This window comes from Salinarimonas sp. NSM (assembly GCF_052380005.1).
Classification (GTDB): domain Bacteria; phylum Pseudomonadota; class Alphaproteobacteria; order Rhizobiales; family Beijerinckiaceae; genus Salinarimonas.
Genome location: NZ_JBQTCJ010000026.1, coordinates 1 through 18,785, shown reverse-complemented (window position 1 = coordinate 18,785; position 18,785 = coordinate 1). Strand labels below are relative to the sequence as shown.

At 71.9% G+C, this 18,785-nt stretch carries 15 protein-coding genes and 1 pseudogene; 8 read left to right on the top strand and 8 right to left on the bottom strand.

Annotated elements, in window-relative coordinates; all coding sequences use genetic code 11:
- The first annotated feature begins 2 nt into the window (after positions 1 to 2).
- Together msrP and ACTZWW_RS11220 are read left to right on the top strand one after the other, a co-directional pair.
- The gene (msrP, locus tag ACTZWW_RS11225; protein WP_444781044.1) at positions 3 to 959 is read left to right on the top strand and encodes a protein-methionine-sulfoxide reductase catalytic subunit MsrP; all 957 of its coding nucleotides are present in this window, start codon (positions 3 to 5) and stop codon (positions 957 to 959) included.
- A 77-nt stretch (positions 960 to 1,036) separates the two neighbouring features.
- Entirely contained in the window at positions 1,037 to 1,186 is a 150-nt protein-coding gene (locus ACTZWW_RS11220) for a hypothetical protein (protein WP_444781043.1), read from the top strand.
- 315 nt (positions 1,187 to 1,501) lie between these two features.
- Here the strand turns inward: ACTZWW_RS11220 and ACTZWW_RS11215 are convergent, their stop codons facing one another.
- Positions 1,502 to 2,392, bottom strand: coding sequence for a LysR family transcriptional regulator (locus ACTZWW_RS11215; protein ID WP_372422293.1), 891 nt, complete (start codon positions 2,390 to 2,392; stop codon positions 1,502 to 1,504).
- 391 nt (positions 2,393 to 2,783) lie between these two features.
- On the opposite strand from ACTZWW_RS11215, the gene ACTZWW_RS11210 reads away from it, so the two are divergent.
- A complete protein-coding gene (locus ACTZWW_RS11210; RefSeq protein WP_444781042.1) occupies positions 2,784 to 3,842 on the top strand; it encodes an IS110 family RNA-guided transposase in 1,059 nt (352 codons plus the stop codon).
- Positions 3,843 to 4,114: 272 nt separating this feature from the next.
- Here the strand turns inward: ACTZWW_RS11210 and ACTZWW_RS11205 are convergent, their stop codons facing one another.
- From ACTZWW_RS11205 to ACTZWW_RS11190, 4 genes are all read right to left on the bottom strand, one after another.
- The gene (locus ACTZWW_RS11205; protein ID WP_444781041.1) at positions 4,115 to 4,843 is read right to left on the bottom strand and encodes a TetR/AcrR family transcriptional regulator; all 729 of its coding nucleotides are present in this window, start codon (positions 4,841 to 4,843) and stop codon (positions 4,115 to 4,117) included.
- A gap of 88 nt (positions 4,844 to 4,931) precedes the next feature.
- Positions 4,932 to 5,210 carry a DUF167 domain-containing protein gene (locus ACTZWW_RS11200; protein WP_444781040.1) on the bottom strand — a complete coding sequence of 93 codons (279 nt, stop codon included), beginning with the start codon at positions 5,208 to 5,210 and terminating at the stop codon, positions 4,932 to 4,934.
- A gap of 51 nt (positions 5,211 to 5,261) precedes the next feature.
- Complete coding sequence (locus ACTZWW_RS11195) at positions 5,262 to 8,507, bottom strand: efflux RND transporter permease subunit (protein ID WP_444781039.1); 3,246 nt, start codon at positions 8,505 to 8,507, stop codon at positions 5,262 to 5,264.
- Positions 8,504 to 9,517, bottom strand: coding sequence for an efflux RND transporter periplasmic adaptor subunit (locus ACTZWW_RS11190; RefSeq protein ID WP_444781038.1), 1,014 nt, complete (start codon positions 9,515 to 9,517; stop codon positions 8,504 to 8,506). The genes ACTZWW_RS11195 and ACTZWW_RS11190 overlap by 4 nt, the downstream gene beginning before the upstream one ends.
- A gap of 584 nt (positions 9,518 to 10,101) precedes the next feature.
- On the opposite strand from ACTZWW_RS11190, the gene pncB reads away from it, so the two are divergent.
- Positions 10,102 to 11,400: a nicotinate phosphoribosyltransferase gene (gene pncB, locus ACTZWW_RS11185; protein WP_444781037.1), complete on the top strand. Its 1,299-nt coding sequence runs from the start codon at positions 10,102 to 10,104 to the stop codon at positions 11,398 to 11,400.
- Positions 11,401 to 11,413: 13 nt separating this feature from the next.
- On the opposite strand, the gene ACTZWW_RS11180 is transcribed toward pncB, so the two are convergent.
- Positions 11,414 to 11,890, bottom strand: a complete 477-nt coding sequence (locus ACTZWW_RS11180) for a hypothetical protein (protein WP_444781036.1) — start codon at positions 11,888 to 11,890, stop codon at positions 11,414 to 11,416.
- A gap of 196 nt (positions 11,891 to 12,086) precedes the next feature.
- On the opposite strand from ACTZWW_RS11180, the pseudogene ACTZWW_RS11175 reads away from it, so the two are divergent.
- Positions 12,087 to 12,812: pseudogene (locus ACTZWW_RS11175) on the top strand (CDP-alcohol phosphatidyltransferase family protein); the annotation flags it as partial.
- Positions 12,813 to 12,873: 61 nt separating this feature from the next.
- On the opposite strand, the gene ACTZWW_RS11170 reads toward ACTZWW_RS11175, so the two are convergent.
- Entirely contained in the window at positions 12,874 to 13,902 is a 1,029-nt protein-coding gene (locus tag ACTZWW_RS11170) for a lysylphosphatidylglycerol synthase transmembrane domain-containing protein (protein WP_444781035.1), read from the bottom strand.
- 135 nt (positions 13,903 to 14,037) lie between these two features.
- Between ACTZWW_RS11170 and ACTZWW_RS11165 the strand changes: the two genes are divergently transcribed.
- A complete protein-coding gene (locus ACTZWW_RS11165) occupies positions 14,038 to 15,390 on the top strand; it encodes an aspartate aminotransferase family protein (protein ID WP_444781034.1) in 1,353 nt (450 codons plus the stop codon).
- 13 nt (positions 15,391 to 15,403) lie between these two features.
- On the opposite strand, the gene ACTZWW_RS11160 is transcribed toward ACTZWW_RS11165, so the two are convergent.
- Entirely contained in the window at positions 15,404 to 15,727 is a 324-nt protein-coding gene (locus ACTZWW_RS11160; RefSeq protein ID WP_444781033.1) for a hypothetical protein, read from the bottom strand.
- A 198-nt stretch (positions 15,728 to 15,925) separates the two neighbouring features.
- Here ACTZWW_RS11160 and ACTZWW_RS11155 point away from each other — a divergent pair, with 198 nt between their 5' ends.
- The gene (locus tag ACTZWW_RS11155; protein WP_444781032.1) at positions 15,926 to 17,356 is read left to right on the top strand and encodes a GGDEF domain-containing protein; all 1,431 of its coding nucleotides are present in this window, start codon (positions 15,926 to 15,928) and stop codon (positions 17,354 to 17,356) included.
- A 94-nt stretch (positions 17,357 to 17,450) separates the two neighbouring features.
- Positions 17,451 to 18,785 (top strand): thiamine pyrophosphate-binding protein (locus ACTZWW_RS11150; RefSeq protein ID WP_444781031.1); only part of this gene is annotated, 1,335 nt, incomplete at its 3' end.

Here is an 18,785-nt window from a genome sequence, read left to right as displayed (position 1 = left end):
TCATGTTGATCAAGCGACCCCGCGGATGGGAGCTGCCCGAGAGCGCGGCGACGCCGGAGCGGGTCTGGCTCAGCCGGCGCAGCCTGATGCTCGGCGGCGCCGGGCTGATCGGCGCGGCGGCCCTGCCGCGCCTCGCCCGCGCGCAGGCCGGCGACCCGACCGTCGATCTCTACCCCGCCGCCCGCAACGACGGCTTCGTGCTCGATCGGCCGGTGACCGAGGAATCGATCGCCGCGAACTACAACAACTTCTACGAGTTCGGGTCCTCCAAGCGCGTCGCCGCTGCCGCGCAGGCGCTGCCGACGCGGCCCTGGACCGTCGTCGTCGACGGCATGGTGGAGCAGGAGCGGACGCTCGCGATCGACGACCTGATCCGCGCGATGACGCTCGAGGAGCGGCTCTACCGGCTGCGCTGCGTCGAGACCTGGGCGATGGCGGTGCCTTGGACGGGCTTTCCGCTGGCCGACCTCGTCGCGATGGCACGCCCGCTGTCCTCGGCACGCTACGTGCGGTTCGAGACCTTCACGAATCCCGACGTCGCCTCCGGCCAGCGGCAGAGCTGGTATCCGTGGCCTTATGTCGAGGGCGTGACGATCGAGGAGGCCACGAACGAGCTCGCCTTCCTCGTCACGGGCATCTACGGCAAGCCGCTGGCGAACCAGTTCGGCGCGCCGCTGCGCCTCGCTCTGCCCTGGAAGTACGGGTTCAAGTCGATCAAGTCGATCGTGCGCGTGACCTTCACGGACGAGCGTCCGGTGTCGTTCTGGGAGGAGCTCGCGCCTCAGGAATACGGCTTCTGGGCCAACGTGAACCCGGACGTGCCGCACCGCCGCTGGAGCCAGGCGCGGGAGAAGATGCTCGGCACGGACGAGGAATTTCCCACGCAGCTCTTCAACGGCTACGGCGAGTGGGTGGCGGGGCTCTATGCCGGCCTGGAGGACGAGCCGCTCTACATGTGAGTTGGAGAGGTTCGCCGTTTCGTTGGTGGCTCGCCACGGTGGCGTTCATGATGGGGATCCACGGAGGGATCCTCGTCATGACCGTCGTTTCGCTCGAAGCCGAGCCCGGGCGCCCTGCGGGCTTCTACATCGTCGCCGGGGATGCGATCGTCGGGGGGCCGTACGCGACCTACGCCGAGGCGGACGCCGCGTTGAAGGAGATGGTCGGCCCCACGCCGGGGCGGTGACACGCCCGAAAGAAAAAAGGCCGCTTCCGACATGCGGAAGCGGCCGTGAAGTTTGTCGAGCTTCGACTGGGAGTGTCGAAACCCTCCAGAGGGGAACGGCCGAAATGGAACACCGCCGGGAGGACTAGCGGCTCCATCACCTTCAGCCACTGCCGATATGGAGGGCACGGTGCCTTTTTGCAATGCACACCGATGAGACACACCCTTGCATCCGTTGCATGTCTCCCGCGGCAGATGGGCGCAACCCGCCCGCAAGGTGCAACGCTCCTGTTCCAAGGGTTGTCCTTCGGTAGGTTCCGCACGTCTCGCGGGGCATCAGTAGGCCCAGCGCTGCGCCTTCGAGACGAGGAAGTCGCGGAACACCTGCACGCGCGCGACCTGGCGCATCTCCTCCGCATAGACGAGGTACGAATCGAGCGAGGGCATCTCTACGTCGCGCAGGATCTGCTCCAGCCCGTTGTTCTGGTCGGCCACGTAGTCCGGCAGCACGGCGATGCCGGCGCCGCTCTCCACGGCGGTCTTCAGGCCGGAGATGTTGTTGATCACGCAGTGATAGGGCCGCGGGTTGCGCACGTCGCGCCCGGCGGTGGAGAGCCAGTGCACCGCGAGCAGGTAGGAAGGCTGGTCGCCGCCGAAGGCGAGGAGCCGATGCGAATCGAGATCCGCCAGCGTCTTGGGCTCGCCGAACTGCTTGATGTAGCTCGTCGAGGCGTAGATGTGGAAATGCACGGTGAAGAGCCGGCGCTGGATCAGGTCCGGCTGGGTGGGCTGGCGCAGGCGGATGGCGACGTCCGCCTCGCGCATGGCGAGATCGAGCTCCTCGTTGGAGAGGATGAGCTCCACGCGGATGTCCGGGTAGAGGTCGAAGAATTCCGGCAGGCGCTGGGTGAGCCACAGCGAGCCGAGGCCGACCGTCGTCGTCACCTTGAGATCGCCCGAGGGGCGCTCGGCGGTGTCGGTGAGGCGCGCGCGGGTGGTCTCGAGGCGCATCTTCATGTCGCGCGCGGCGCGGAAGAGCAGGTCGCCCTGCTCCGTGAGCAGGAGCCCGCGCGCATGGCGGTGGAACAGGGGCGCGCGCAGGTCGCGCTCGAGCGCGCTGATCTGGCGGCTCACCGCGGACTGGCTCAGCCCGAGATCCTCCCCGGCCCGCGTGAACGACCCCGCCTCCGCGACGGTGAAGAAGATCCTGATCTTGTCCCAATCCAACGCCACGCCCTCCGGCGGCCGCCGCCGGCCGTCGGCGCGGGGAAAACGGCTGCCCATTCGCGCGGCATTGTCACGATTCGGAAGCGCCGCCGCAAGAGGAGGCTTGCGTGTGGTGCATGGGATCGGGACAGGGGGTCGTCATCCCGGATGCCGAAGGCAGTCCGGGACCCAGAAACTCCGAAGCTCGGATGAGCGGCGTGCACACGCCGTGACGGGAAGGCCTTCATCGGCGTCGCGGGACGAGCGCCTTCCCGCGCACGCCGAGCGGAACACCTGCGGATCTCGGCCCCGGGCCCGCTTCACGCCCCGGGGTGTTGGGGTGGACGGTCCCCGACGGCATCGTTCGTGCCAAGCTGGAGCGTCGAAAGCATCAGCTGAGGAGACCGTCCAGATGAACGCTACCACGATCGGCCTCGACCTGGCCAAGTCGATCTTCCAGGCGCACGGCGTCGACGCGAGCGGCGCCGTGGTCGTGCAGCGCAGGCTCAAGCGCCAGCAGGTCGAGGGCTTCTTCCGACGCCTGCCGTCCACGACCGTCGGCTTGGAGGCGTGCGGCTCGGCGCACCACTGGGCTCGGGTGCTGACCGGGCTCGGGCACGAGGTGCGGATGATGCCGCTGCAATACGTGAAGCCCTACGTCATGCGCAACAAGACCGACGCGCGCGACGCCGCGGCGATCTGCGAGGCGGCGACGCGCCCGACCATGCGCTTCGTGCCGATCAAGACCGAGGCCCAGCAGGCCGGGCGCGGTCTCCACCGGGTGCGCGACCTCATGGTGCGTCAGCGCAGCCAGGCGATGCACGCGATCCGCGGCCTCGTCGCCGAGTTCGGCGTCGTGGATGCGAAGGGCGCGTCCGGCGGGGCGCGCCTGCGCGCGGCTATCCTCGCCGGCGAGATCGCCGTTCCCGAGCTCCTGCGCGAGGGGCTGGCGGTGCTCGCCAGGCAATGGGCCGCGCTCGACGAGGAGATCGAGCGGCTCGATCGACGCATCGCCGCCGAGGCGAAGGCCGACGCCACCGCGCGGCGGCTGATGGTCGTGCCCGGCATCGGGCCGATCACGGCGCATGCGATCGTCACCGGCGTCACCGACCCGCAGCGCTTCCGCTCGGCCCGAGGCTTCGCCGCCTGGCTCGGCCTCACGCCCAAGCAGACCTCGTCCGCCGACACGATCCGATCCGGATCGATCACGAAAGCCGGTGATCGCGGGCTCAGGCGCCTCTTCGTCCTCGGCGGCGCGAGCCTCGTCGCCTCCCGCAGGCGCGCGGCCCGCAGCGGCCCGGGCTCGGCCGCGGCGATGCGGTCCTCGCCCCTGACCTCGTGGCTCGACGCCCTGCTCGTGCGACGCAAGCCGAAGGTCGCGATCGTCGCCGCCGCCGCCAAGCTCGCCCGCATCGTCTGGGCGATGCTGACCAAGAACACCGACTTCCGCGCCGCTCCGATGCCCGCCTGAGGCGAGCACGGACACAGCGCTCCAGAGCTGCAAGGAGCCGAAGCGTAGAGATGGCGAAACAGGTCAGGACCCCAAGCCGAGACAATACCGTGCTGTCATCGCGGCTCGAACGCGTCGGGGTGTTCGGAACTCGGCTCGCGGATCCCATCTCGGCCGGCGGTCAGCGACGACCGCACAACGGAAATCGTACACATGACCGCTCCAGATCTCGCCAAATCCCGCTTCAGCACCCCTTGCGGAAAGGGGACCGTCCACACATGACAGCAACGCACTCAGATCGCCGCCGCCGGATCGCGCGTCTCGCCGTCTTCCCCGGGGACCTCCGCTCCGCGGCGGCGGCCGCGCAGGCCGTCGCGGCGCAGGCGTCGGCCGCCGTCGAGGAGGGCGTCGGCCAGCGCGCGGACGGGGGCGAGCATGCGCTCGGCGTCGCCCATGCGCTCCATCGTCCGCTCGCCGCGCTTCAGCTCGCGATCGAGCCGCGCCATGGTGCGGGCGAGGTCGACGCTGTCGTCGTCGTACCAGGTCTCCATCACGTTGGCGAAGACGAGCACCGCGCCCTGGATGCGCACGGGCCCGAGCGAATCCTCCGTCGGGATCCCGGCCGCCACCAGCATGAAGCGCTGGGAGTTGAGCGCCACGCGGTTGAGCGCGGCGAGCGTCAGCGGGTCGCGGCGCACCGCGACGTTGATGCGCCGGAGCGCCGTCTTGTAGGGGGTCAGCGCATCGATGCGGCGCATGTAGACGTCGAAGAGCCGCTCGCGCGCGGGCTCGTCGGCGAGCTCGTCGGTCGTGCCCTCGAGCACCTCGACGTCGATGCGGCGGGCGAATGCGGCGAGGACCGCGCCCTTGGAGGGGAAGGCCTCGCGGAAGCGCGCGAGCGAGATGTCCGCCGTCTCGACGATGTCGCCGATCTCGATGTCGTCCCAGGGGCGCTCTGCGGCGAGCGCCATCAGGGCGTCGATGATCGCCTCGCGGTCGGGCTTGTTCGCGGCGTCGGGCATCTCGTCCTCCTCGGGCTCGTTGCGCAAGATAACGCACGAGCCGCCGCATGGAAGCGTCGGGACGCCGCAGAATGCGCCTGCTGGCCCGTCACGGCCCCCGATCGATGCGAATCGTCTTCATCCGCGCGGTCTGACCGCGCACGATGGCGAGCGCCGAGCGTGGCAGGCCGAGCACCTCGGCGAGGAGCGCCACGACCGCGGCGTTGGCCTTGCCGTCCTCCGGCGCCGCGGTGACGGCGACGCGCAGAGCGAGGCTGCCGTCGGCGCTTCGCTCGGCCGTGATCCGCGCCGCGGACGCCCTGGGCGTGACGCGCACGACGAGCGTGTCCCCGACCTCGTCCGCCCAGGGCGCGCGGCGCTTGGCCATGTCGGGCCTCCCACGTGCGCGGGCGGTGGAGACTATGCGGTGCGGCATGCCTCACCCCCGCGCGGTCGTCGTCGGCCCCGTCCTGCCGCGCACCGCGACGTAGATCGCCGGGATGACGAGCACCGTCAACAGCGTGGACGAGATCAGCCCGAAGAGCAGCGAGATCGCGAGCCCCTGGAAGATCGGGTCGAACAGGATCACGCCCGCGCCGATCATCGCCGCCACCGCGGTGAGGAGGATCGGCTTGAAGCGCACCGCGCCCGCCTCGATCAGCACGTCGACGAGCGTCCGCTCGCCGGGGTCGGCGTGGCGGATGAAGTCGATCAGCAGGATCGAGTTGCGGACGATGATGCCGGCGAGCGCGATGAAGCCGATCATCGAGGTGGCCGAGAAGGGCGCGCCGAACAGCCAGTGCCCGAAGACGATGCCGATGAGCGTCAGCGGCACGGGGGTCAGCACCACGAGCGGGGCCTTGAACGAGCCGAACTGCGCGACGACGAGGATGTAGATCGCGAGCAGGGCCACGCCGAAGGCCGCGCCCATGTCGCGGAACGTGACGTAGGTCACCTCCCATTCCCCGTCCCAGAGCAGCACGGGGGCGCCGTCGTCCAGCGGCTGGCCGGCGTAGCGGATCGTGGGCTTCGGCAGATCGCTCCAGTCCATGGCGTCGAGGCGTGCCTCTACCGCCAGCATGCCGTAGAGCGGGGCCTCGAAGTCGCCGGCGAGCTCGGCCATCACCATCTCGGCCGGGCGCCCGTTGCGCCGGAAGACGGGGAAGGAGGCGCGCTCGGTGACGACCTCGACCACGTCGCCGAGCTCGACCACGCCGCGGTCGCCCGGGAGCAGGTTCGTCGGGATCGGCGTCGTCAGCGAGGCCTCCCCCACCTGCCGCTCGGCCTCGGGCCGCGCCAGCACGATCGGAATGGGCGCGCGCCCCTCGCCGCGATGCGAGTAGCCGACGACCTGCCGGCCGAAGAGCGCGCCGATCGTGTCGAAGACGTCGCGCTGCTCCACGCCGTGGAACTCGAGCGCGTCGTCGACGAGGGCGAGGCGCACGCGCTCCGGCGGCACGCCGAACGAATCGTCGACGTCGACGACGAAGGGCACCGCCTCGAAGGCCGCGCGCACCCGCGCCGCCACCGCGCGCCGGGTCTCGGCGTCCGGCCCGTAGATCTCCGCCAGCAGGGTCGCGAGGACCGGCGGGCCGGGGGGCGGCTCGACGACCTTCACGCTCGTGCCGGCGGGCACCGCGACGGCGGCGAGCCGCTCGCGGATCTCGAGCGCGATTGGATGGCTCGCGCGGTCGCGATGCTCCTTCGACGTGAGGTTGACCTGGATGTCGCCCATCTGCGGCTCGGCGCGGACGTAGGTGTGGCGCACGAGACCATTGAAGTCGAAGGGCGCGGCGGTCCCGGCATGGGTCTGCATGCCGACGATCTCGTCCATGCCGGCGAGCGCGTGCGCCAGCGCCGAGAGGACGCGGTTCGTCTCCTCCACGCTCGCGCCCTCGGGCAGGTCGACCACGACGGAGAGCGTCGACTTGTTGTCGAACGGGAGCAGCTTCACCGTGACGTCGCGGGTGTAGAACGGCGCGAGCGATACGACGGTGACGATGCCGACGAGCGCCAGGAAGACGATCGCCCGGGCGCGGCTCGCCAGCAGCGGCCGGGCGACCGCGGCGTATCCGCGCCCCAAGGCACCGCCATGGTGGGAGGCGCCGTGTTCCGCCGCGTCGTGGCCGCCGTCAAGCGCGCGGCCGAGCTTCACCATCAGCCAGGGCGTGACCATCACTGCGACGAAGAACGAGAAGATCATCGCCGCCGAGGCCACGGCGGGGATGGGACTCATGTAGGGACCCATCAGCCCCGACACGAACAGCATCGGGAGCAGAGCCGCCACCACGGTCAGCGTCGCCACGATGGTGGGGTTGCCCACCTCCGCCACCGCGTCGATCGCGGCTGTCGCCTTGGCGCGCCCGTCGCGCATGCCCCAGTGGCGGGCGATGTTCTCGATGACGACGATGGCGTCGTCGACGAGGATGCCGATGGCGAAGATCAGCGCGAACAGGCTCACGCGGTTGAGCGTGTACCCCATCAGGTTCGCGGCGAAGAGCGTGAGCAGGATCGTCACCGGGATGACGATCGCCACGACCAGCGCCTCGCGGACGCCGATCGCGAGCCCCACGAGCAGGATGATCGAGACGGTGGCGAGGCCCAGATGGAAGAGCAGCTCGTTCGCCTTCTCGTTCGCCGTCTCGCCGTAGTCGCGGGTGACGCGGACGGTGACGCCCTCCGGGATCAGGGTGCCCTCGAGGGCCTGGACCCGGTCGATGACGGCGTGGGCGATCTCGACGGCGTTGGCGCCCGGCCGCTTGGCGACCGCGAGCGAGACCGCCGGCGCGGCGGCGAGGGCGCCCGTCTCGTCGCGGGCGAGATCGAAGACGTACGTCTCCGCGGCATCGAAGGCGAATGCGACGTCGGCCACGTCGCGGACGTAGACGGGGCGGCCGTCTCGGGTCGTGACGAGGAGGTTGCCGATCTCGGCGGGGCTCGACAGCGTCTCGCCGGCGGCGAGGGCGAGCTGGTCCCCGTCGACGCGCACCCGGCCGACGGGGAAGGCGCGGTTCGCGCCCTCGAGCTTGGCGGTGAGCTGCTGGAGCGTGACGCCCATCGCGGCCAGCCGCGCGGGATCGGGCGCGACACGGATCTCGACCGGCCGCTCGCCGACGAGATAGGTGAGGCCGACGTCCTCGATCTTCGACACCTCGACGCGCACCTCGCGCGCGATCCGGGTGAGGTCGCCCGCCGTGAAGCGATCGGCGGCCTCCGGCTCGGGCGTCAGCGTGAGCACCACGATCGCGACGTCGTCGATGCCCCGCCCCACGATGAGCGGCTCGGGGATGCCGATGGGAATGCGGTCCATGTTGGCGCGCACCTTCTCGTGCACGCGCAGGATCGCGTCATCGGCATCGGTGCCGACCTCGAAGCGGGCCGTGACCATGGCGCCGTCGTCCATGGTCTGGGAATAGACGTGCTCGACGCCGTCGATCGACTTGACGATCGTCTCGAGCGGCTCGGTGACGAGCTTCACCGCGTCCTCCGCGCGCAGGCCCGCCGCCTGGAGGTGGATGTCCACCATCGGCACGGAGATCTGCGGCTCCTCCTCGCGCGGCAGCGTGACCAGCGCGACGAGGCCGAGCGCCAGCGAGGCGAGGAGAAGGAGCGGTGTCAGCGGCGAGCCGATGAACGCGCGGGTGAGGCCGCCCGCGATGCCGAGCGTCTGGGGCTTGATACTCATTGCACGACCTCGTCACCGGCACGCAGGCCGGACACGATCTCGACGGCGCCGTCGGGGAGGCGCTCGCCGAGGAGGACGACGACCTCGCGCGGCCCGTCCGGGCCCGCGAGGGTGACGAAATCGACGCCGCCGCGGGTCTCGACGGCGTCGAAGGGGAGGGCCAGCGTCTCGCGGGTGCCCACCGGCACCTGAACGAGCGTGCGCGCGCCGACGAAGAAGCCGCCGATGTCGGCGACCTCGAGATCGACCTGCACGTCCGCCTGCACGCGGCCGTTCTCGATCTGCGGGTAGACCTTGGCGATGACGCCCTCGCGCGCGCCCGCATCCGCGGCCCCTTCGCCGGCGATCGAGACGGTGGCGCCCTCCTCGAGCAGGTCCGCATGGCGCTCCGGCAGCGAGAGGCGCAAGAAGAGCCCGCCGCCGGCGATGGTGACGACGGTCTCGCCGGGCATGACGACGGAGCCCGGCGTCGCCGGCGCCGCGACGATGCGGCCGGCGATCGGCGCCACGACCGCGCCCTCCGCCGCCTGCTGGTCGAGCACCGCCCGCTCGGCCTCGGCCGCCGCGATCTGGTTCTCGACGACGCGGACCTGCGTGCTGAGCTGGTCGACCCGCTGCTGCGTGGAGACGCCGCGCGTGACGAGCTCCTCCGCCCGGCCGAGCTCGGTGCGGGCGTTGTCGAGCTCCGCCTGGAGCGCGCGCAGTCGCGCCTCCAGCGCGTCGCGCTGAAGCGCGATCTTCTCGTCGACGACGAGACCGATCCGTTGGCCGGCCGCGACGACGTCGCCCTCCTCGACGCCGCGCTCGACGAGGGTGCCGCCGATCCGTGCCCGCGCCGGCGCGCGCTGGCGCGCCTCTACGGTGCCGTAGACGGCCTTGGTCTCGACGACGGTGACCGGCTCGAGCGGCGCGGCGAGGGCGGGGACTCCGCCCGTCGCGGCGGCGAGAGCCAAGGCGAGCGCTACGGCGAGCGCCGCCACGGGCGGCGACGGGAGGAAGGGACGGTGCATGACGGGCCTCGACTCTCAGTAAGTTAGAAGGTCCTAATATAAGACGTCGGCTCGCCGTTCAAGTGCCGCAGGGTCCGTGTGAATGCGCAGCCGCTTGCCCGGCCCAGGGCGGTCCGCTATGCAGAGTGAGATAGCCGACTGAGTTTCAATCCGGGGGATTATCGGCGCCTCGGCGCCGTGCGGCACGACCGAGCGAAAGCCCAGGGCGGTCCATCGCCCCGCGTGCGGAGACGGGCTCCCACGCCTTTGGGGCGAGAGCCTCGCTCGGACGTACGGAGGATGAGCGAATGTCGCGGCTTCTGCCGCGCGTGCGCGTGTCCGTTACTCTGCAGGTGGTGCGGAAGGCGAGATGGACCCTCGCCTTCCGCCTGGCCATAGGCCTGGCCATAGGCAGGTAACGAAAGGAGGGGGGAGGGGAGACCCTCCCTCCTCACTCCGTCCTCAAGATAGCATATCCGTCGGCTGCCGCAACATGGCCCGCACGCGCGGCACCCTGCGCGGCGTGCGCGAGCGCGACCTTTCGCCCGCCGCGCGGCTCCGCTAGTCTCGACGGCTAGCGCACGTGCCCGGGAGCCTCTTCGCGCATGGTCGACATCGCCACCCGCGTCTACAATCACACCTGGAAGATCGATCCGATCGTCCGGTCCGTGCTCGACACCGACTTCTACAAGCTCCTGATGGCGCAGACGATCTTCCGTCGGCATCGGGACGTGCGGGTCACCTTCGGCATCCAGAACCGCACCACGTCGGTGCGCATCGCCGACCTCGTCGACGAGGGGGAGCTGCGCGAGCAGCTCGATCACGTGCGCTCGCTCTCGCTCACGCGCGGGGAATCCACGTGGCTGCGCGGCAACACGTTCTATGGCGTGCGGCAGATGTTCTCGCCGGACTTCATCGCCTGGCTCGAGGGCTTCCGCTTCCCGGACTACCATCTCGAGAAGCACGACGGGCAGTACGTCCTCACCTTCGAGGGGCCGTGGATCGAGACCACGATGTGGGAGATCCCGGCGCTGGCCATCCTCAACGAGCTGCGCTCGAAGGGGGTGACGCGCTCGATGGGCAAGTTCGAGCTCCAGGTGCTCTACGCCCGGGCGATGACGCGGGTGTGGGAGAAGATCCAGGCGTTGAAGCAGCTGCCGAACCTCTCGGTCGCCGATTTCGGCACGCGCCGGCGCCACGGCTTCCTGTGGCAGGACTGGTGCGTGCAGGCGATGACCGAAGGGCTCGGCGCCTCCTTCTCGGGCACCTCGAACTGCCTCATCGCCCTGCGGCGCGAGGTCGAGGCGGTGGGAACGAACGCCCACGAGCTGCCGATGGTCTACACCGCGCTGGCCGCAGAGGACGGCGAGGAGGCGATGGCGCTCGCGCCCTACGACGTCCTCGCCGACTGGATGCAGGATTACGGCGGCAACCTGCGCATCATCCTGCCCGACACCTACGGCACGACGCAGTTCCTGGCGAACGCCCCCGACTGGGTCGCGTCCTGGACGGGCATCCGCATCGACTCGAAGGAGCCGATCGAGGGCGGGGAGGAGGCGATCCGCTGGTGGGAGGCGCGCGGCCAGAATCCGCGCGAGAAGCTCGCCATCTTCTCCGACGGGCTCGACATCGAGCCGATCATCCGCATCCACAGGCGCTTCAACGGCCGCATGCGGCTCGGCTTCGGCTGGGGGACGCTCTTGACGAACGACTTCCGCGGCCTCGTCGCGGACGATCGGCTCGACCCGATCTCGATCGTCTGCAAGGTCGTGTCCGTGAACGGGCGCCCGGCGGTGAAGCTCTCCGACAACCCGACGAAGGCGATCGGCCCGCACGGGGAGGTAGAGCGCTACAGGCGCGTGTTCCACACCGAGCGGCAGGTGGCGCAGCCGGTGCTCGTCTAGGCACGGCTGCCGCTCAGCGCAGGCTCGCGAGTCGCGCGAGCAGGCCCTGGAGCGTCGAGAGCAGCGCCGCGAGCTCCGCCTGCAGGCCGGCGAGCTCGCCCGCGGCGGCCGCGCCTGCATTCGCGGCGCTGGGCATGCGCGCGACCGCCGACCCGATCCAGCCGAGCTTCTGCATCGCGTCCGTGAGCCGCGCGAGCATCATCGCCAGCCGCGCCGACGACCCCTGCGCGTCGGCCTCGCGGGCGATCACCGCGAGTTCCCCGGAGATCTGCGCGAGAACGCTCGCCAGATGACGGGCGGTGGCGAGCTCGATGCCCGAGATCATCGCGAGCAGTGCCGTGATCCGCGCGATCGTCGTGCGCGCGTCGGCGACGGCGCGCGCCGTGTGCGTGATCTCGGCGCCCGCGAACGCCGCCGAGAACCCGTGGGACGCCGCTGCCGGCCCACCCGCTCCGCGTTCCGAAACGCGTGCCCTCTCGAGATCATGCATGGCTTGCTCCCGTCCGTCTCCAGGAAACAATGTCGAAGCATGATGCATGCGCACCGATAATGCAAATCCGGTATACGAATTTCACTGCGTCTCGGGCGGGCGCCGCCGATGCGCTCGCGGCGCCGCGCCGCACCATTGCCTTGAACCAAGCGTCATCTCGTTGCGTAGACGCCTATCGAGTACACGCGGGGAGCCAATGGGAATGGACGTCCTGGTCGGGCGAATGGGACAAGGTGAAGCGACGTCGGCCACGCGAGGGCCGGCGGGCGATCCGCTGCCGCGGACGCTCGGGGCGCTCGCCGGCGGGCTCGCGGTGCTCATCGGTCTCGGCGCCGCGGTCTCGACGATCGCCGAACCGTCCGCGCCCGCGGTGACGACCGCGCTGGGGCTCTACGCGGTGGTCGCCACCGTCGTCGCGGCGCAGGTGCGTCCCTATCACCCGCACGCGCGCTTCGGCGCGGCGAACGGCGTCACGCTGGTGCGTGCGGCGATCAACTGCCTGCTCGCGGGCATGCTCGTCGACGTCGAGCGCCTGTCCGTCCCGGGCACGCCGCTCGGCCTCGTCGTCCTGGCGCTCGCGCTCGCCTCGCTCGCGCTCGACGGCTTCGACGGATTCTTCGCCCGGCGCCTGCGGCTCGAATCGCGCTTCGGCGCGCGCTTCGACGTCGAGGTCGACGGGCTGCTGCTGACGCTGCTCTCGGTCGCCGCCTGGCGGCTCGACAAGGCGGGCGCCTGGGTCCTCCTGATCGGGGCGACCTACTACCTCTTCCTCGTCGCCCGCCGCGTCCTGCCCTGGCTCGAGGGGCCGCTCGCGCCGTCGCTGCGGCGCAAGGCGGTGTGCGTGCTCCAGGGCGCGAGCCTGATCGTGCTGATGCTGCCGGTCGTCCAGCCGCCCGCGAGCCAGGCGATCGCGGCGGTGGCGCTGGCGGCGCTCGCCTGGTCCTTCGGCATCGACATCCGCGACCTCCATCGCGCGCACCGGCTCAGCGGCGCCGGCGCAGGCCCAAGAGGGCGAGGCCCGGGAGGCTCCCCGCGAGGCTCGTCAGGCCATACAGGATCGCGACCGCGAGGGCGTGGGACGCGTCGATCCCCGCCAGCGGGAGCAGAGCCGCCGCGGCGCCCTCGCGAACGCCCCAGCCGCCGATCGAGACGGGGATGAGCATCGCGGCGAGCACGAGCGGCGCGAGCGCGATCCAGGCCAGCGCCGGCAGCACGATTCCCAGCGCCGCGCCGGCCAGCGCGAAGACGCCGACGTAGCTCGCCACGATGGACAGCGAAAGCACCACCTGCGGCAGCCAAATCCCACGCTTCCAGAACACGCGGGCGATATCCGGCCCGAGGTCGGCGAGCGCCTCCCTCAGCGCGCGGGGCCCGATCCGGCTCGCGGCGACGACCGCGAGCGCGATCGCTGCCGCGACCGCGAAGGGGATCGCGATCAGGAGGCCGATCCCGTCGGGCGTGGCGCGCGAGAGCGCGAAGGGCGCGAGCGCGAGGCCCGTCGCGGCGACAGCGAAGAACACGACCTGCCCCGCCGCGCGCTCGAGCACGACCGAGCGCACCACCGGGCGCCAGCGCGGCGAGCCGTCGGCGTCGTGGTCGCGGTTGCGCACCGCGCGGATGGCGTCGCCGGCGACGCCGCCGGGCAGGACCTGGTTGAGGAAGCTCGCCACGTAGTATTCGCGCACGGCGGTCCCGAGCGTCAGCGGCACGCCGAGCCGCTTGGCGGTGATGCGCCAGCGCACGCCCGACAGCGCGATCTGCGCCTGGACGAGGACGAGGCCGAGCACGAGCGGCCCCGGCAGGGCACGCCCGAGCGCCGCGAGCGTCTCGCGCCCGTCGACGAGCCGGAACAGCAGCGCCATCAGCGCGACGAGCGCGAGCGCCCGCAGGCCCACCCGCACGCGCTTGTCCCGCAGGAGGCCCGCGAGACGCCCGCTGACGGACGCCTCGGAGGGGGCGCGGCGGGCGGTCGGCGGCTCGCTCGGCAGGTGCGTCGGGGAGGGATCGGCCATGGGGGAACGTGTCTCGTCAGGGCGGGAACGGGGACCTGGACGATGATACGGCCGATCCTCGTTGAATGATCTGTTTCGTCATGCTAGCGAGATGAAACACGTTGATCAGGAGCCGGCCGAGCCGGATCGTTGCGCATGATCTCTCCCCTCGACACCGCTCCCTCCACACGCGTCCTGCACCGGACGCTCTCGCATACCTATCCCGTCGCCGTCGCCGGGGAAGGGATCACCATCCGCGACCGCGACGGGCGCAGCTACATCGACGCGAGCGGCGGCGCGGCGGTTTCCTGCCTCGGCCACGGCCATCCCGAGGTGGGCGCGGCGATGAAGCGCCAGATCGACGCGCTCTCCTACGCCCACACGAGCTTCTTCACCACCGAGGTCGCCGAGGAACTCGCCGCCCTGCTGGTTGCCGGCGCGCCCGAAGGCCTCTCCCATACGTACTTCGTTTCGGGCGGATCGGAGGCGATGGAGGCTGCGCTGAAGATGGCGCGGCAGTATTTCGTCGAGACCGGCGAGCCGCAGCGGCGCGTCTTCGTCGCCCGGCGCCAGTCCTACCACGGCAACACGCTCGGTGCGCTCGCGGTGGGCGGCAACGAATGGCGTCGCGCCCAGTTCGCGCCGCTGCTGGTGGAGGCCCACCACGTCTCCCCCACCTACGCCTATCGCGACCGGCGCGCCGACGAGACCCTCGAGGCCTACGGCGCGCGCCTCGCCGACGAGCTCGAGGAGACGCTCGTGCGGATCGGCCCGCAGAGCGTCATCGGCTTCGTCGCCGAGACGGTGGGCGGTGCGACCGCGGGCGCGCTCGAGCCGCCGCCCGGCTACTTCGCCCGCGTGCGGGAGATCTGCGATCGTCACGGCGTGCTGCTGATCCTCGACGAGGTGATGTGCGGCATGGGCCGCACGGGGACGCTGCACGCCTGCGAGCAGGAGGGCGTCGCCCCGGACCTGATGGCGATCGCGAAGGGCATGGGCGGCGGCTACGCGCCGATCGGCGCGACGCTCGTCTCCGAGCGGATCGTGGGCGCCTTCGAGGCGGGCTCGGGCCTGTTCCAGCACGGCCACACCTATCTCGGCCACGCGGTCGCCTGTGCCGCCGCGCTCGCCGTGCAGACCATCATCGAGCGCGACGGGCTCCTCGCGAACGTGCGCGCCATGGGCGCGGCCCTGCGCGAGGACCTCGTGGCGCGGTTCGGGGTTCACCCGAACGTCGGGGACATCCGCGGGCGCGGCCTGTTCCAGGCGATCGAGCTCGTGGCCGACGGCGCGACGAAGGAGCCCTTCGATCCGGCGCGCCGGCTCCACGCCCGCATCAAGCGCGAGGCGATGGCGCGCGGGCTCATGGTCTATCCGATGGGCGGGACGATCGACGGCAGGCGGGGCGACCACGTGCTGCTGGCGCCGCCCTACATCGTTTCCCGCGCCGACGTGACGGAGATCGTCGACCGGCTCGGTGCGGCGGTCGACGCGGCGCTCGCGGGGTGACGCCCGCCCGGCCTCAGAAGCGCGGGCGACGCAGCGGAGGGACCGGCCGAGGGTCGGGCTCGGCGCGGTCCGAGAAGGGGTCGATGACGATGCCGATCGGGCCGAGCGGGTAGGGGTCCTCGCGCGCCACCTCGGCGCAGAAGGTCTGCGGCCCGACCGCATAGCGGCCGTCCGGTGCCGAGCGCGGCAGGACGATGGCGTAGCTCCAGGCCTCGCCGCCGCAGGCGCGCGGCGTCGTGACCGGCGCGTCGGCGCGGGCTGCCGGCGCGAGCGTCACGCCTGACAGCCCGAGCGCCGCCATGGCCGCGATGCGGCGGATGTTAACGAGCATCGGCATCGTTTCGTCCCGTTTCGGCACAGAGACGGTGGGATCGCTGCGGCTGCCGCAAGGTCCGTGCCCGCGGAGTCGCCGCAGGTCCGCGGCGATCGCTCCGAAAAACCCGCCGAAACGGAACAATTCGACGGATCGCCTTCACGGGGCCGCATGGGGGGCGGGGCTAGGGTCGTGCCCGTCAACGAGGGCTGATTCGGTTCGATGATTCCCACCGTCCATACGAGCGACATACGCGATCACGCCACCGCCCCCGAGGCCGGCGCGATCCTCGATGCCTTCGCGGAGCTCGCCGGCGAAGACGGGCGCGCGCCCGTCGACGCGCTGTTCGCGCGCCTCGACGAGGCGGTGGCGAGCGGTATCGAGCTGCTCGAGCCATGGGGCGAGGACGATTGGTTCTACCTGCGCTACGGCCCCGCGGTGACCGCGACCTACGGCCTCGACATGGCCGGGCGGCTCGTCTCGGAGATGCCCGAGCCCTCCGCCCAGGCCTATCGCGAGCTGCTCCACCGGGTGCGGCGGGAGCGCAAGCCGATGCTCGCCGTGCTGCAGTCCCTCGCGGTCCAGCGCGTGCGCTCCTGGGAGAAGCTGATCCTGCCGTGCAAGGCGCCGTGCGGTGCCGACCGCATCGCCACCTTCGTCACCGCGCGGCTCTCGCGCGAGGACCTGCTCACCGCCGTGCTCGAGGCCTCTCAGGACGGCATCATGAGCGTGCGCGCCGTGCGCGACCCGCAGGGGCGGGTCGTCGACGCGGTGATCGTCACGGCGAACCAGCAGGCGTCCGAGTATTCCGGGCATCCGGTGTGGCGGCTCGTGCACGGTTCCTTCAAGGCGCTCTTCCCGGGCCTGGTCGCGCGGCGCGTCTGGGACCGCTGCGTGCGGGTGATCGAGGAGCGCGCCACCGAGCGCTTCGAGATCAACATCTCGCACCGGCGTCTCGACACCTGGCTGCGGGTGACGATCGTGCCGCTCGACGACGGCTTCGTGATCTCGTTCTGCGACGTCACCGACCTGAAATACGCGCTGATCGAGGCGGAGTGCTCGCGCGAGGAGCTCGCCGCCGAGATCGAGCAGCGCCTCGCGCTCGAGCAGGAGCTGCGCCGGCTGTCGCACACCGACGAGCTGACGCAGGCGCTCAACCGCCGTGGCTTCGACGCGGCGCTGCGCCGCGAGATCGCGCTCGCGGGGCGCTACCAGCGCCCGTTCTCGATCGTCGCCGTCGACATCGACCATTTCAAGCGCATCAACGACGTGCACGGTCACGCCGCCGGCGACCGCGTGCTCGGCGCCGTCGCCGAGCTGCTGCGCTCCGCGGTGCGCGCGGACGCGGACGTCATCGGCCGCATCGGCGGCGAGGAGTTCGTGCTGCTCCTGCCCTCCACCCGCAAGGAGGGCGCCATGGCGCTCGCCGAGCGAATCCGCGAGCGGCTCGCGGCGCAGAGCTTCGAGGTCGCCGGCGAGCGGATCTCCGTCTCGGCGAGCTTCGGCGTCGCGGAAGGCGCGCCGGAGGCGGGCGAGGATGCGGTCATGCGCGCCGCCGACGCCGCGCTCTACGCGGCGAAGCGCTCGGGCCGCAACCGCGTCTGCCTCGCGCGCCCGCCGGCGGAGATTGTGCGCCCGCAGCTGGCGAGCTGAGCCGTCGGCCGCTCGCCTCTTGAACCCCGGCCCCTCCCGGTCCAAACCTGTCGGCCAGGACACGGCAGACGACAACGACCGGGGACCGGAGACCATGGACGTGGACGGCGCGCAGGGGACGAGCGGTGCCGAGGCGCTCGCGCGCATGCTGCAGGCCCACGGGGCCGGGCCCATCTTCATTCCAGGCGGGCTCTCCCGCGATCCGCTCGACCGCGCGATCGCCGCGCTCGGCCTCGCCTACGCGCCCATCGTCGACGCCCGGGCCGCCGCCTTCGCGGCGGACGCCTATGCCGAGGCCTCGGGGCGCGTCGGGCTCCTGATGCTGCCGCGCGGCGCGGACGCGGGCGAGCTCGCCTGCGGCCTGCGCGCCGCGCGGGACGCCGGCTCCCCCGTGATCGCGCTCCTGCCCGAGCCGGACGCCGTCTGCGCCGGCATGCTCGCCGCGACCGCCAAGGAGGTTCTGCGCCTCGCCGCCGCTGCCGAGATACCCACCCTGGTGCGCCGCGCCTTCATCGCGGCGACGACCGGGCGGCCGGGCCCCGTCGCCCTCGTCCTCCCCGCCGCCGCGCTGTCCGAGGTCGCCACCTTCGAGCCGGCCGATCTCGTCGAGCACGGCCGCTTCGAGTCCGCGTCCGCCCTGCGCGCACGCCCCGACCTCGAGGCGCTGAACGAGGCGGCCGAGCGGCTCGCCGCCGCCGAGCGCCCGCTCGTGCTGGCGGGCCCGGACGTGCACGTCTCGCGCGCCGCCAAGGCGCTGCAGGACCTCGCCGAGACCCACGCGCTGCCCGTCGCCCACACGGCGGGCGGCAACGGCGCCGTCGCCTGCGCGACGGACGTCGCCGCCGGCCTCGTCGCGCCGGGCTCGGCGGCGGCGCGCGCGCTCGCGGAGGCCGACGTCGTGCTCGCCATCGGCGGTGCGCTCGACGAGCTCGCGGCGGACGCACCGGACCTGCTCGGGTTTCCCGCCGAGGTCGTCGCGCTCGAGGCGCGGGCGGAGGCGATCGGGCGGACGCGGGCGGTTTCCGTCCCGCTCTGGAGCGATCCGCGTTCGGGGATCGAGTCGCTGGCCCACTTGCTCGAGAAGCGCGGCGCCGAGCCCTCGCCGGCCCGGGCGGAACGGGCCCGCGCGATCGCGAACGCCGCGCAGTCGGAGCGCCGCGCGGCGGCGGAGCGCGTGCGGGGCGAGCCGGCCGAGACGATCTCGCGGGCGCGGATCGTGGCGATGCTCGACGCCTACATGCCCGCCGACGGTCTCCTGCTCGTCGATCCCGGCGCGGAGGGGCCGGCGGCGCACGCGGGCTTCGCGGTGAAGCGTTGCGGGCGTGGGATCATCGCGGCGCGCGACCCCGCGGCCGAGGGCTCCGCCTTCGCCGCCGCGATCGGCGCCGCCCTCGCCGCGCCGGGCCGCGTCGTCGTGGCGCTCGCGAGC

What these genes read in the sequence shown, in the direction of transcription:
- ACTZWW_RS11190 (WP_444781038.1), bottom strand. Translation starts at nt 9,517, where the DNA reads ATGCACCGTCCCTTCCTCCCGTCGCCGCCCGTGGCGGCGCTCGCCGTA.
- ACTZWW_RS11180 (WP_444781036.1), bottom strand. Translation starts at nt 11,890, where the DNA reads ATGCATGATCTCGAGAGGGCACGCGTTTCGGAACGCGGAGCGGGTGGG.
- ACTZWW_RS11195 (WP_444781039.1), bottom strand. Translation starts at nt 8,507, where the DNA reads ATGAGTATCAAGCCCCAGACGCTCGGCATCGCGGGCGGCCTCACCCGC.
- ACTZWW_RS11165 (WP_444781034.1), top strand. Translation starts at nt 14,038, where the DNA reads ATGATCTCTCCCCTCGACACCGCTCCCTCCACACGCGTCCTGCACCGG.
- ACTZWW_RS11220 (WP_444781043.1), top strand. Translation starts at nt 1,037, where the DNA reads ATGACCGTCGTTTCGCTCGAAGCCGAGCCCGGGCGCCCTGCGGGCTTC.
- ACTZWW_RS11210 (WP_444781042.1), top strand. Translation starts at nt 2,784, where the DNA reads ATGAACGCTACCACGATCGGCCTCGACCTGGCCAAGTCGATCTTCCAG.
- msrP (WP_444781044.1), top strand. Translation starts at nt 3, where the DNA reads ATGTTGATCAAGCGACCCCGCGGATGGGAGCTGCCCGAGAGCGCGGCG.
- pncB (WP_444781037.1), top strand. Translation starts at nt 10,102, where the DNA reads ATGGTCGACATCGCCACCCGCGTCTACAATCACACCTGGAAGATCGAT.
- ACTZWW_RS11155 (WP_444781032.1), top strand. Translation starts at nt 15,926, where the DNA reads ATGATTCCCACCGTCCATACGAGCGACATACGCGATCACGCCACCGCC.
- ACTZWW_RS11200 (WP_444781040.1), bottom strand. Translation starts at nt 5,210, where the DNA reads ATGGCCAAGCGCCGCGCGCCCTGGGCGGACGAGGTCGGGGACACGCTC.
- ACTZWW_RS11170 (WP_444781035.1), bottom strand. Translation starts at nt 13,902, where the DNA reads ATGGCCGATCCCTCCCCGACGCACCTGCCGAGCGAGCCGCCGACCGCC.
- ACTZWW_RS11160 (WP_444781033.1), bottom strand. Translation starts at nt 15,727, where the DNA reads ATGCCGATGCTCGTTAACATCCGCCGCATCGCGGCCATGGCGGCGCTC.
- ACTZWW_RS11205 (WP_444781041.1), bottom strand. Translation starts at nt 4,843, where the DNA reads ATGCCCGACGCCGCGAACAAGCCCGACCGCGAGGCGATCATCGACGCC.